This window comes from Bifidobacterium sp. LH_743 (genome assembly GCF_056355775.1).
On sequence record NZ_JBKESZ010000001.1, the window covers coordinates 143,234 to 156,579 of the forward strand.

The 13,346-nt window shown below is 60.6% G+C and carries 8 protein-coding genes; 6 read left to right on the top strand and 2 right to left on the bottom strand.

Annotated elements, in window-relative coordinates:
* The first annotated feature begins 103 nt into the window (after positions 1–103).
* From AC1ATL_RS00590 to ilvC (AC1ATL_RS00600), 3 genes are all read left to right on the top strand, one after another.
* Complete coding sequence (locus tag AC1ATL_RS00590; protein ID WP_476567695.1) at positions 104–1,711, top strand: MFS transporter; 1,608 nt, start codon at positions 104–106, stop codon at positions 1,709–1,711.
* 500 nt (positions 1,712–2,211) lie between these two features.
* A complete protein-coding gene (locus AC1ATL_RS00595) occupies positions 2,212–3,561 on the top strand; it encodes an MFS transporter (RefSeq protein ID WP_476567697.1) in 1,350 nt (449 codons plus the stop codon).
* A gap of 372 nt (positions 3,562–3,933) precedes the next feature.
* A complete protein-coding gene (ilvC, locus tag AC1ATL_RS00600) occupies positions 3,934–4,986 on the top strand; it encodes a ketol-acid reductoisomerase (protein ID WP_432624004.1) in 1,053 nt (350 codons plus the stop codon).
* A 484-nt stretch (positions 4,987–5,470) separates the two neighbouring features.
* Here the strand turns inward: ilvC (AC1ATL_RS00600) and ilvC (AC1ATL_RS00605) are convergent, their stop codons facing one another.
* The gene (gene ilvC, locus AC1ATL_RS00605; RefSeq protein WP_476567699.1) at positions 5,471–6,511 is read right to left on the bottom strand and encodes a ketol-acid reductoisomerase; all 1,041 of its coding nucleotides are present in this window, start codon (positions 6,509–6,511) and stop codon (positions 5,471–5,473) included.
* 291 nt (positions 6,512–6,802) lie between these two features.
* Here ilvC (AC1ATL_RS00605) and AC1ATL_RS00610 point away from each other — a divergent pair, with 291 nt between their 5' ends.
* Positions 6,803–8,614 (top strand): sialate O-acetylesterase, encoded by a 1,812-nt coding sequence (locus AC1ATL_RS00610; protein ID WP_476567701.1) that lies wholly within the window; start codon positions 6,803–6,805, stop codon positions 8,612–8,614.
* 119 nt (positions 8,615–8,733) lie between these two features.
* On the opposite strand, the gene AC1ATL_RS00615 is transcribed toward AC1ATL_RS00610, so the two are convergent.
* Positions 8,734–9,900: a GDSL-type esterase/lipase family protein gene (locus AC1ATL_RS00615; RefSeq protein ID WP_476567703.1), complete on the bottom strand. Its 1,167-nt coding sequence runs from the start codon at positions 9,898–9,900 to the stop codon at positions 8,734–8,736.
* Positions 9,901–10,023: 123 nt separating this feature from the next.
* Between AC1ATL_RS00615 and AC1ATL_RS00620 the strand changes: the two genes are divergently transcribed.
* Positions 10,024–11,394 (top strand): GH1 family beta-glucosidase, encoded by a 1,371-nt coding sequence (locus AC1ATL_RS00620; RefSeq protein WP_476567705.1) that lies wholly within the window; start codon positions 10,024–10,026, stop codon positions 11,392–11,394.
* 476 nt (positions 11,395–11,870) lie between these two features.
* Positions 11,871–13,247, top strand: coding sequence for an ABC transporter substrate-binding protein (locus AC1ATL_RS00625; RefSeq protein ID WP_476567707.1), 1,377 nt, complete (start codon positions 11,871–11,873; stop codon positions 13,245–13,247).
* Positions 13,248–13,346: the final 99 nt, after the last annotated feature.

The window sequence follows — 13,346 nt, forward strand, 5'->3', positions numbered from 1 at the left end:
TGCGATACGGGCGCGTGTACGACGACGGATACATATGCGGGACTCAGCAGAAAAACAGACGAAGCAGAAAAGCAAGAAGAACAAAGCAAGAAGAACAGTGGATATGACTGAAAACAATCAGAACAACGAGCAGCCCATGCAGCCCAAGCCGCTGCCTGGACAGGTGTTCATCCGCCCCGGCATCGATGACCGTCCCGACTTTGAGAAGACGCTCACGCCGGAAGCCAAGGCGGCGCTGAAGCGCCTTGCCGTGAAACAGCATCCGCGCGTGCCGGAAGCCTCCAACGAGCGCCCGGAAACGCAGGCGGCCCGCATTTCCGCGGAATCCGGCTCCCCGTTGACCGCCGCCGCGCATCTTGACGTGGCCGTGCCGAACCTGGAATCGTCGTTCCTCGATCTGCGCGATCCGATGACCGCGCCGGACGGTACCACTCCGACCAAGGCGCAATCCCGTCGCCTCACCATTGGATTCGCGCTCGGCGCGCTGCTGTTCAACGCTCCGCTCGCGGCCCTCAACACCGTGATTGTGCCGCAGTTCCTGAGCCGTTTCGCGGATTTCGACGGTTTCGGCAGCGTTCGCATCCTTGCCTGGCTCACCATCGCGGGCCTTGTGCTGAGTTTCGTGATGAACGCGCTGATCGCCGTCGCGTCCGACCATTCCTATTGCCGATTCGGCCGTCGTACGCCATGGATCGCCGGTGGCAGTGTGCTCGCTGCGGTGTCGTTCGCCATCATGAGCGCCACGGATTTCCTGCCGTTGGTGGTGTTCTTCTGGCTGCTGGGGCAGGTTGGATATGCGATGATCGCCATGCCGTTCGCTGCCGCGTTCGGCGAACGTGTGCCGGACAAGTTCCGCGACCGGGCCGATTCCTGGCGTGGCAAGGGACAGGCGCTCGGCCAGATGGTCGGCGTCATCGCCGCCGTGGCCCTTACATGGAACCTCGATGATCTGGACTGGGGAAGCGGCACCGTGCGTACGGCCCTGTTGCGGTGCTCGGTGGCCTTCGTCATCGCCGCGGTCATCACGCTGTTGGTGCTGCCGTTCGAAGGATCCAGCAGCTACCTGCCCCGCAGAAGCACGCGTAGGAGCGACTACTTCTCGCAGTATCTTCCGCCGAAGGGCGCGCCCAAGTTCTTCGCGGCGTTCGCGGCCCGCATGATGGGCGTCGCCGCTACCGCCGGCATCACCGTGTTCCAGTGGTATATGGCACGATTCGGCTTCGGAAGCGATATTTCCGGCTACCGGTTCCTCGGCTTCCACGGCGCGGGTGCGGTGGTTGTGGCGATGGCCGTCGCCGCTTTCGTCGGCGCGTTGGTCGCCGCGCTGCTGCTCGGCCGCATCGCCCGCGCGTTCGACGATCTGCGTATCCCCGCCGTCGTCGCCTGCGTGCTGTTCATCGTCGCGGCCCTGCTGCCGCTGCTGCTCGCCGACCATCTGCTGGCGGTCTCCCTATACGCGCTGCTTGCCGGCTTCGCCTGCGTGGTGTTCGACGGCGTCAGCCAGAGCCTGGGATTGGCGATTCTGCCGGACGTGCGTTCCGTCGGACGTTCGCTGGCCGCCTACGGATTGGCCAATACGATCGGCGCATTGCTCGGTGTCGCCGTCTGCGCGGCCGTCATCATCGAGACGGGCGCCTATCTGCCGATGTTCGCCGTCGCCGCGATCGCCATGCTGCTTGCCGCCGTTCTGACGCTTCCGCTGAAAAAATGACGGAACGTCAATCGAAAACGATTGGAAAACGGCGGAAAATAGCCAAAAAGGCAGTTTGAAAAAATAATTTGGGTAGACGTGTCCACATAGTGAACCTTTGGTAGATGGGGGAGGTGGACACGCTTACCTTTAAGGCTTAGTTCGAGCGGAAATCCCGCCGAGCGAAAGACTTTGCGAAAGGAGGTTCGCCAAGATGAACGGAATGGTTGCACGCGTACTGCTGTCCGCACGAATTATTATTCCGCTTTCGTTGGCGGACTGATTCGAGCATAGCGGCTTCAATCCCTCGCCAACGAAGGCAGGGTTTGAGGCGCGCGTAACACACACGTTGATGGCCCTGCATGATGCGGGGCCTTTTTGTTGCAGCCCACAAGGCAGACACAGCGAAAACCTTTGAAGCCGGCCGGCATAGCGCACAACAGAAAAACAGAAACTACAAACAACATCGTTATCGGCGGAAGTTGGGAGCCGGTAACAGGAGACGTACAGGGAGTACATCAATGAGTACAGTCGAAGCGGCCGCTGGCAAGGCGCAGGCGATGGTACGCGATTCGGTGAAGACCGTGATCGCGGCATCCATGGTCGGCACCGCCATCGAGTTCTACGACTTTTACGCATACGGCACCGCCGCTGCGAATTATTTCCCGAAGGTGTTCTTCGGAGACACCACCAATCCGACCGTCGCGCTGCTGGCCAGCCTGCTGACCTTCGCCATCGCGTTCATCGCCCGTCCGCTGGGCTCTCTGGTGTTCGGCCACTTCGGCGACCGTATGGGCCGCAAAACCACGCTGGTGGTTTCCCTGCTCACCATGGGCATCGCCACCTTCCTGATCGGCTGCCTGCCGACCTACAACCAGTGGGGTGTCGCGGCCGTCGCCGTGCTGTGCCTGTGCCGCTTCGTTCAGGGCATCGGCCTGGGTGGCGAATGGTCCGGCGCCGCGCTGGTGGCTACCGAGAACGCTCCGGAGGACAAGCGCGCGCTGTACGGCTCCTTCCCGGAGCTGGGCGCCCCGATCGGCTTCTTCCTGTCGAACGGCACCTACTTCCTGCTGGAGACCTTCAACGACAATGACGCGATGCTCGCTTGGGGATGGCGTGTGCCGTTCCTGCTGTCCGCCATCCTCGTGATCGTCGGCCTCGTCGTCCGCGTCCAGATGGAGGAGACCCCGATCTTCCGTATGGCCCAGGAGCAGAAGAAGGTCGTCAAGTCCCCGCTTACCGAAGTGTTCAAGAAGAGCTGGAAGGAAGTCATCCAGGCCACGTTCTTGGTGGCTGTCACTTACACGCTGTTCTACACGCTGGCAACCTGGTCCCTCGCTTGGGGCACCAAGACCGTCGAGCAGGGCGGTGGCGGCCTGGGCTTCAGCAACCAGGAGTATCTGCTCATGCTGATGGTTGCCGTCTGCGTGTTCGCTGCATTCATTGTGATTTCCTGCGTGAACGCCGACAAGTTCGGTCGCAAGCGCGTGATCGTCATCTCCTCCTGCTGCCTCATCGCTTTCGCACTGCTCTTCCCGTTCCTGCTTGATCCGGCGGTCGTCGGCCAGCGCAACTTCGTCACCAACCTGCTGTTCCTGTGCATCGGCTTCGCTCTGATGGGCACCGCGTTCGGTCCGATCGGCGCCTTCCTGCCGGAACTGTTCGACGCGAACGTGCGTTACTCCGGATCCGGCATCGGCTACAACCTGGCCGCCATCGTCGGCGCGGCTTTCGTGCCGACCATCGCCACCTGGCTGTCCCACCACTGGGGCGTGCATTCCGTTGGCCTGTACCTCGGCGTGATGGCCCTGTGCTGCCTTATCGCAGTGCTGAGCTGCAAGGAGACTAAGGACGTTGATTTCACCAAGTGAAATCAACGGCAGATACCTGCCCTCACTCAGCTGCCGCTTCGTTCAGGCGTCGCCTATCGGCAGTCCACTGGACTGCCGTCTTGACGGCTCCGTTCACCAAGTGAAATCGGTGGCTGGGTTCGACAGCCCTACAGAAAATCGTTTGACGCGAACATAACCACTATGTGAACGCCAACAAGCAACATAAAGAAAGCGGGACTAAAACAGTTCCGCAGGAGATGCGGGGTGGTTCCTCGGACACAATCCGGGGGGAGTAAACTCCTAGGAGCCACGGCCCGCCGCGACAACCGAAAAAAGAATAAGAAAACGCGAGTTTGTTCGGGAAAGCAAAATCCCGAATCGCAATAAAAGAAAAATAAAGGAGCGCCTATTATGGCAGCAACTATCTGGTACGAGAAGGACGCCGATCTGTCCGTGTTCGATGGCAAGAAGGTCGCCATCCTCGGTTACGGTTCCCAGGGTCATGCCCATGCGCTGAACCTGCGCGATTCCGGTGTCGACGTCGTCGTCGGCCTGCGTCCGACCTCCAAGTCCGTGGAATACGCCAAGGAGCAGGGCCTGGAAGTCAAGTCCGTCGCCGACGCCGTTGCCGAGGCTGACGTTGTGATGATTCTGCTGCCTGATCAGTACCAGGCCGCCGTGTACAAGAAGGACATCGAGCCGAACCTGAAGCCGGGCGCAGCTCTGGCCTTCGCTCACGGCTTCAACATCCACTACGGCTACATCAAGCCGTCCGAGGATCACCCGGTCTTCATGGTCGCTCCGAAGGGCCCGGGCCACATCGTTCGTCGTGAGTACGCCGCTGGCCGTGGCGTCCCGGTCGTCGTGGCTGTCGAGCAGGATCCGGATGGCAAGACCTGGCCGCTGTGCCTGGCTTACGCCAAGGCTCTGGGTGCCCTGCGTGCAGGCGCCATCAAGACCACCTTCACCGAGGAGACCGAGACCGATCTGTTCGGCGAGCAGGACGTGCTCATGGGCGGCATCAACCACCTGTGCGACATGGGCTTCGACGTGCTGACCGAGGCTGGCTACCAGCCGGAGATCGCCTACTTCGAGGTGTTCCACGAGCTGAAGATGCTGGTTGACCTGGCTAACGAAGGTGGCCTGAACAAGGCTCGTTGGTCCTGCTCCGACACCGCTCAGTACGGCGATTACACCTCCACCGTGATCACCGAGGAGACCAAGAAGCGCATGCAGTATCAGCTCAAGCGCATCCAGGACGGCTCCTTCGCCAAGGAGTTCATGGATGACCAGGCCGCTGGCGCTCCGAAGTTCAAGAAGCTGCAGGAAGAGTACAGCCACCCGCACCTGGAGACCGTTGGCCCGAAGCTGCGCGCCATGTTCTCCTGGAACAACCAGGTGGACGCCGATGCCGATATGGCCGAGTCCTTCAACGGCAAGATTGCTCGTACCCAGGTTCAGTGAGATTGCCTGATTCCGAGCTGAGAGCCGGAATCTGAAGCATTGCAAAAAGACCGTCGCCCGATTCGTTCGGACGGCGGTCTTTTGCGTTTGCGTGATCATCTCTCTTGGTTTCTCTGGTTGGTCTGCTTGCTTGGCTCGTCTGGTTGGTTTGCTTGGTCTGTCTGCTTGGCTCAAATGGTGACTGGCTGACCATATCTTTGACCTGTGCCGCACATTCGGCATTTAACGCGATGAATCGAGGTTTTTCGAGTATGGGGTGCGATTTCCTTTATTTTCCACCGATTTGGTACCCTCTTGCATGCGTCGGCTGGGGATTGGCGGCGAGAAATGGGTTTTTCGCGTACGGGGGCATGATCTCGTAGGGCATGCGGAATCGCACTGAAAGCCTTGAAAGAAAATAGCGGAAGGCCGCCACCCACGAACGGGGTGACGGCCTTCCGATGGCTGGATTTATCGGAACCGGTTCCCGAGCCCAGAGAACCACTCAGCCGCGGGCGATCTTGCCGGTGAAGGTGGCCATATCGGCGTCCTCGTCCTGGCCGTTGTTCCAGGAGAACATGGCGCGCAGCTTCGGGCCGACGGTCTCGATGCGGACGTTGGAGTACTCCTCCTGCAGGGCCTTGAACTTCGGTGCGCCGGCATCCTGATCCTCGATGAACTCCTTGGCGAAGGAGCCGTCCTGGATGCGCTTCAGGTGGTATTCCATGCGCTCACGCACGTGCTCGTCGATGCAGGTGTTGGTGTAGTCGCCGTACTGGGCGGTGTCGGAGCAGGACCAACGGTCCTTGTTCAGGCCGCCTTCGTTCATCAGGTCGACGATCATCTTCAGCTCGTGGCACACCTCGAAGTAGGCGATCTCCGGCTGGTAGCCGGCGTCGGTGAGGACCTCGAAGCCCATTTCGACGAGCTTGTTTACGCCGCCCATGAGCACGTTCTGCTCGCCGAACAGATCGGTTTCGGTCTCTTCCTTGAAGGTGGTCTTGATGGCGCCGGCGCGCAGTGCGCCGAGGGCCTTGGCGTAGGCGAGGGTGATGGCCCAAGCGTCACCGCGCGGGTCCTGCTCGACGGCCACGACGACCGGCACGCCACGGCCGTTCACGTACTCGCGGCGCACGATGTGGCCCGGGCCCTTCGGGGCGACCATGAAGACCGGGTGGTCCTTGGACGGCTTGATGTAGCCGTAGTGGATGTTGAAGCCGTGGGCGAAGGCAACGGCCGCGCCCGGCTTGATGTTCGGCTCGATGTCGTTGGCCCAGATGGTGCGCTGATACTGATCAGGAGCCAGGATCATGATGATGTCGGCCTCGGCGGCGGCTTCCGGAACGGACTTGACTTCCAGGCCCTGCTCCTTGGCGTGCTCGACGGACTTGGAGGTGGGGCGCAGGCCGACGACGACGTCGACGCCGGAGTCGCGCAGGTTCAGCGCGTGGGCGTGGCCCTGGGAGCCGTAACCGATGATGGCGACCTTCTTGCCTTCGAGGACCGAGAGATCGCCGTCGTTCTCGTACCAGATTTGTGCAGCCATTGTACTTGGCACTCCTTTTTTGTGTAGTGGGGTGAACGCTTGGAAAGCGTTCGGGTTTCTACCATTCGCAGATGAAATTCGTGGTTTCGTGCATGGATTTTGTCCTGCAAACTGCGGTCTATCCTACCGAAGACATCGTCTTGACACGTATCCAGTCCACAAAGTGAGCCGCGAAACCGTAAAAAATCCACTGCTCAATGGGTGACGGCTTCGCGTATTCTCGGCCGGGAATGGCATAGGATAGGCATGTCGTATTTCTAGCATGTCGTATTTCTAGTAGGAAGAGATGCCATGGTCGCTGCAACTGGTCCCGCGCCGGGATCTGAACTGACGGCGGAAGTCGATGAGGTCGAGGAGCGTAGCTCGGCCGGTGTGCTGCATGTGGCGGCGATTTTCGCCTCGCATATGGTATTGCAACGTAATAAGCCCATCGCCGTGTTCGGCGCGTTGGATGCCGATTGCGCAGGTTTGGAGGTCGTTGCGCAGATTCGCGATTTTGACGGGTCGACAGTCGCGGAAGCCCACGCGTATGCTTCGAAGGATCTCAAGGACGGTCTTTCGCCGTGGCGCGTGATGCTTCCGGCCCAGCCGGAGGGTGGCCCGTACACGCTTCGCGTCACCGCGGGCAACGATTTCCTCGAATTCGAGGATGTGCTGATCGGCGAGGTGTGGCTTGCCGGTGGCCAAAGCAATATGGAACTTGAGCTGCGCAACAGCGAGAACGCCGAAGCGGCCCTTGAGGATTGCGCTGATCCGCTGCTGCGTTTCTACAACGTGCCGAAAACCGGCGTCATCAATCGCAATGCGGAGAACGCGGCGAGCTGGCAGGAATCATCGCCGGAAAACAGCGGTGTGATGAGCGCGGTCGCCTATTATTTCGCACACAAGCTGCGCTCCGAACTCGACCCCGATCTGCCGATCGGCATCGTGGACTGCTATATCGGAGGCACGTCGATTACCTGCTGGATGAGCGAGGACGCGCTGAATTCCAGCGAGGCCGGACGAGGCTATCTCACCCGGTACGAGCGCGCGATCGCTGGCAAGACGCAGGAGCAGTTCAAGCTGGAGACCGACGAATGGCAGACGAGATTCGATGCTTGGAACGCGAATATCGCGGCCGCCAAGGAAGCCGATCCCGACGTGACGTGGGATACGCTGAACGAGCAGTACGGCGCGTGCCCGTGGCCACCGCCGGTCACGCCGACATCGCAGTACCGTCCGACCGGCCCGTTCCGCGCCATGCTGGAACGCATCGCGCCGTATTCGCTGGCGGGTTTCCTGTGGTACCAGGGCGAGGAGGACGAGCCGTATTGCGGATCCTACCGTGAGCTGCTGGGCATGCTGATCGGTGAGTGGCGTGCCATCTGGAGCGAGAATCTGCCGTTCCTCATTGTGCAACTGCCGCAATGGATCGACAAGAAGGTGGACGAGACCGAAGGCGATCCGATGCTGTGGCCGGTGCTGCGCGAAGCCCAATGGGATGCGGCGCAGTCCATCGACAACGTGTACGTCATCTGCACCATCGATTGCGGCGAGTACGACAACATCCACCCTGTCGACAAGCGCACTCCGGGCGAACGGCTTGCCGATTGCGCGCTGAGGCAGGTCTACGGCATGGCCCGCGTTCCCGTGTACGGGCCGACGGTGTTGGGCTTCCGTTGCGATCCGAACGGCCGCGTACGGCTGTTCTTCCGGTATGCGCACGGCCTGCATTTCGATGGCACCACGCCCGGCAGCAGGGGTGATGCTTCCGTTGTGGAGCTGCCTTCGCTGGTGCGCTCGCCGGAAAGCTCCGGTTTCGAGCTTGCGGGTGCCGATGGCGTGTTCCATCCGGCCACCGCGGCGATTTTCGTGGATTGCGACATCGACGACCTCGTCAATTCCAGGGTGAACGTGGTCGATTACAACGCCACCGAATTCGGCATTCCCGTCAATAGCCGCAGCATCGGCACGATTACGCTGGCATGTCCGGATGTGCCTGAGCCGATGTCGATGCGGTACGCGTGGCGCAGCTGGGGGCCGGCTCCGCTGTTCAACAGCGACGGATTGCCCGCACAGCCGTTCCGGCTTGATCTGACAGATCACACTGCCGCCGAGGAGTGATTCTGCGGCTTCACGGCAGTGAATGGCGGTATAGAAAAACCGGCCGTCCCTTCGATGTGAGGGGACGGCCGGTTTCGCTATGGGGCAGCTATGGAGTCGTTATGAAGTTTGCCTCGAAGTCACTTCCACAGGTCGGGGCCGAAGGATTCCAGATACGCGGTCAGCTCGTCGGCCATCTCCTGCTGTTCCACCACGCGCGGATGCCCGGGTGTGGCCTTTCCGTTGCGCGAGTACAGGAAGTGCCGCACGCGGTCGTCGCCTTCGTCGTTGACCGTATGGCACACCTCGTCGATCGCGCGGTCCCAGGACGGGTCGTGGATGAGCACGGTGGTGGTGAGCACTATCAGTGCATGCGGATACTTGCCACGCAGCGCGTGCACGAAATCGACGTACCGGGCCCGCCAATGCGAGGCTTCGCCGCCGTCGTAGTCGTCGGCCATGAAATCGCGCGGATGAGAATCGTTCTGCCCCAACGCGACCACCACGACGTGTGGCGTGTATTGCGCGAAATCCCACGGGGCCGTGTCACCCAACTGCGTGTTGTAGACGGATTTGTCCCAGATGCTTTCCATGCCGATGTAGTCCGGCGCATGGAACCAGCCGATGCCGTCCAACAGCGTCGTGCCGCCCTGCGAAACGAGATGCACCTGCGCGCCGAGCTTGCGCGAGGCGATGGCGGCGTACGAATACCACGAGTTGCTGTACGGGCTCAGATCCACTTCCGGATCGGCCTTGCCCACGTAGCAGGCTGCTTCGCAGCGCTCGCCGCACGTTACGGAATCGCCGTACACTTCGATACGGCGTTCCGGCAGCGGCGCCGCCGTCGGCATGAGCTTCGCTCCGTCATCCAGCAGGATGCCGTACATGTCCAGACGATTGTTGCCTTCGTCCTGCCGCTTGAAGATCGTCACCTCATGTTCGATATTCGGCAGATCGGAGACGATTGCCACGTCGACCGGCTGTCGTGGCTTTTCGTCCTCCGCTCCGGCTGGCTCCACGCGGCTTGGGTAGCCGTTTTCCATGCTGACGGCGTCATGCGAGGCGTCGATGGGCACGCGCGCCTTGACCTGCATACCGTCGACGATGGCGCCGAGATACGCGTCGCCATACCCCCAATGGTTGACGAGGCGCACGCCGACGCTGGTGCCGGTGCAGCGGAACGAGACCTGCGTGTAAGGGAAAGCCCAGGTCTGGTGGTCGGCGGGGGAGCGGTCGATGCGCCCCATGAACCGAAGGTCCGGGTTGGTGATTGGAATGAATCGCGATGCTTGGGTGATGGTGTTCATGGCCCTTCCTTGGAACGAACCGATGGTGTTTTCGCTCCGTGGAACGGGGCGTGTTGTCTGCAAACAGTCTATGACATCGGTTAACCTCATTAATATCTTAACCGCTTCAGTAAAGGACACGCAATGACGCTGACTTTTCCACAGGATTTCACATTCGGCACCGCCACGGCGGCCTATCAGATCGAAGGCGCGGTGACCGAGGATGGCCGCTGCCCCTCCATCTGGGACACCTTCAGCCATACTCCGGGGGCCACCCTCGCCGGCGACACCGGTGACGTGGCCACCGATTCCTACCATCGCTGGCGTGAGGACCTCGCCCTGCTCAAGGACCTCGGCGTCGACGCCTACCGCTTCTCCATCGCCATGCCCCGCATCCTGCCGACGCCTGGTGGCGCGCCCAATAGCAAAGGCCTCGACTTCTACGAAGGCATCGTCGACGCCCTGCTGGAAGCCGGCATCAAGCCGGTCGTGACGCTGTACCACTGGGATCTGCCGCAGTACCTCGGCGATGAAGGCGGCTGGTTGAACCGCAAGACCGCCTACGCGCTCGCCGACTACGCGGGTGTCGTGGCCAAGCGTCTTGGCGACCGCGTCGATACCTGGACCACGCTGAACGAACCATGGTGCTCGTCCTATCTGAGCTACGGAGCCAAGGAGCATGCGCCGGGCCTGGGCCTCGGCCCCGGCGCTTTCCCGGCGGTCCATCACTTGAATCTCGCTCATGGCCTGATGACGCAGGCCGTCCGTGCCGAAGTGGGGGACAAGGCCAAGTATTCGGTCACGCTGAATCTGCAGTTCAACCGTGGCGACGCCGACGCCTGCCATCGCCTCGATCTGATCTCCAACCGCGCTTTCCTCGACCCGATGCTGCGCGGCCGCTATCCGGACGAACTGTTCTCCATCACCAAGGGCATCTGCGACTGGGACTTCATCCAGCCAGGCGATCTCGAGCTCATCCACCAGCCGATCGACGTGTTGGGCATCAACTACTATTCCACCAACCGTGTGGCCATGTCCGACCGTCCGCAGTTCCCGCAGAGCACTGAGGCGTCCACCGCCCCCGGCGCGTCCGACGTGGACTGGCTGCCCACCGAGGGCCCGCATACCGACATGGGCTGGAACATCGATCCGGACGGCCTGCACGACCTGCTGGTGCGCGTGCACGACAACTATCCGGAGGTCGATCTGGTGATCACCGAGAACGGCATGGCCTGCAAGGACCAGCTGACGGTGAACGAGGACGGCACGAAGTCGGTGCACGATCCGGACCGCATCGACTATCTCAAGCGCCATCTCACCGCGGCGAAGCGCGCCATCGACGAGGGTGTGCCGCTGACCGGCTATTTCGTGTGGTCGCTGCTCGACAATTTCGAATGGTATTTCGGCTATGCCAAGCGTTTCGGCATCACGTACGTCGACTACGCCACGCAGGAGCGCATTCCGAAGGACAGCTTCCTGTGGTACCGCGATTTCCTCGCTTCCCGCAAGGCGTGAGCATTCGGCGATCGCTGCCTCCCGCCGACTTGGGTTGAAAGGCGCGCCGCGTCCGTTCATGGCGCGGCACGCCTTTTTTGTTGCGATTCCGCCATTTTCCGCGATTAAGGAACGTCTGCATATGCATGCTTAAGCGCTTAATGACACTCCAGTAAAAAATTTTACGTTAACCCTCTTAACCTAAACATGCGAAGTGTGTGTATGATAAATCTCGAACCGTTTCGACGTGCTGAAAACGTTGGGTTTTGGTGTTCCTGAAACATAGCGCTGAGGTGGTAGTTGTAGCATTGCCGGCATGTGATGGCGGTTCGGAAGTTAACTTAAGCGCTTGACAAACTTAAGGGGTTCACTTATGGTGTAACTACCAGTTCATCAAAGGCAGGCAGAGAGGCCTGAGATGAAAGGCATCACCAATGGAGCATCGGTGCCGAGACTCCGGAAGTGGTGGACAAGGATTCACAAGGAAGGATCGGAAGATGAATCTCAAGAAGATCGTCGCAGCCGGCATTGCGGCCGTTTGCGCGGTGAGCATGGCAGCCTGCGGTGGCAGCAGCAGTGGCTCCTCCAAGACCACCGACGTGCAGTACAAGGACATCAAGCTTGGTCAGACCGGTAAGGACATCAAGGCCAATCTGAAGCTGTTCAGCCACCGTACCGATATGCTCAAGGACGATTATCCGGGAACGACCTGGAAGCAGTACATCGCCGAATTCAACAAGACGTATCCGAACATCAAGGTCACCGTCGAAGCCAACAGCGACTACGCCAACAGCGCCATGACCCGTCTGCAGGGCGGCGATTGGGGCGACATCATGATGATTCCGGCGGTCGACAGGGCCGAGCTGCAGAACTACTTCATCTCCTACGGCTCCCTCGGGGACATGAACAAGGAGATCAAGTACGCCGTCAACCAGTCCTACCAGAAGAAGGTCTACGGCGTGGCCTCGGTCGGCAACGCCTCCGGCATCGTCTACAACAAGAAGATCTTCAAGGAGGCCGGCATCGACAAGCTGCCGACCACTCCGAAGGAGTTCATCTCCGATCTGAAGGCCGTCAAGGACAAGACCAAGGCCATCCCGCTGTACACCAACTACGCGGCCGGCTGGACCATGGGCGCCTGGGATGCGTACATCGGCGGCACGGCCACCGGTGACCCCAGCTACATGAACAACGTCTTCACCCACACCAAGAACCCGTTCAAGGATCTGGGCGACGGCACCCACGCCTACAACGTCTACAAGATCCTGTATGACGCCGTCGCTGATGGCCTGACCGAGGACGATTACTCCACCACCGATTGGGAATCCTCCAAGAACAAGCTGAACAGCGGCGACATCGCCACCATGGTGCTCGGCTCCTGGGCCGTCTCCCAGATCCAGTCCGCAGGCGACAACGCCAAGGACGTCGGCTACATGCCGTTCCCGATCTCCGTCAAGGGCAAGCAGTACGCCACCTCCGCTCCTGATTACGCGTACGGCATCAACAAGAACTCCTCCACCACCAACCAGGAAGCGGCCATGATCTTCGTCAAGTGGATGACCGAGAAGTCCAACTTCGCATACAACGAAGGTGGCATCTCGATCAAGGCCGACGACGACAGGCTCCCTGACCTCTACTCCGACTTCAAGAACGTCAAGCTCATCGCCGACGAGCCGGCCCCTGACGGCGAGGAGGACCTGTTCAACGACCTCAACTCCGATTCCGAACTCAACATCAACAACGGCGGCGACTCCCGTGTCCAGGGCATCGTCGAGCACGCGGCCAACAAGGACGAGTCCTATAACGACCTCGTCAAGGAATGGAACCAGAAGTGGAACGACGCCCTTGATTCCGAAGGCGTCGACACCAAGTGATTCCGGAACGCCAGGCGTGACGGCGTAAAGCTCGCGCACCCATCACTGAGGACTTCGGCTCGTTCTCGGCGGAACCAAGCCGAAGTCCTCTCTCATCGC

Excerpts from the sequence above, each read along its gene's own strand:
- AC1ATL_RS00590 (WP_476567695.1), top strand. The coding sequence starts at position 104 with ATGACTGAAAACAATCAGAACAACGAGCAGCCCATGCAGCCCAAGCCG.
- AC1ATL_RS00595 (WP_476567697.1), top strand. The coding sequence starts at position 2,212 with ATGAGTACAGTCGAAGCGGCCGCTGGCAAGGCGCAGGCGATGGTACGC.
- ilvC (WP_432624004.1), top strand. The coding sequence starts at position 3,934 with ATGGCAGCAACTATCTGGTACGAGAAGGACGCCGATCTGTCCGTGTTC.
- ilvC (WP_476567699.1), bottom strand. The coding sequence starts at position 6,511 with ATGGCTGCACAAATCTGGTACGAGAACGACGGCGATCTCTCGGTCCTC.
- AC1ATL_RS00610 (WP_476567701.1), top strand. The coding sequence starts at position 6,803 with ATGGTCGCTGCAACTGGTCCCGCGCCGGGATCTGAACTGACGGCGGAA.
- AC1ATL_RS00615 (WP_476567703.1), bottom strand. The coding sequence starts at position 9,900 with ATGAACACCATCACCCAAGCATCGCGATTCATTCCAATCACCAACCCG.
- AC1ATL_RS00620 (WP_476567705.1), top strand. The coding sequence starts at position 10,024 with ATGACGCTGACTTTTCCACAGGATTTCACATTCGGCACCGCCACGGCG.
- AC1ATL_RS00625 (WP_476567707.1), top strand. The coding sequence starts at position 11,871 with ATGAATCTCAAGAAGATCGTCGCAGCCGGCATTGCGGCCGTTTGCGCG.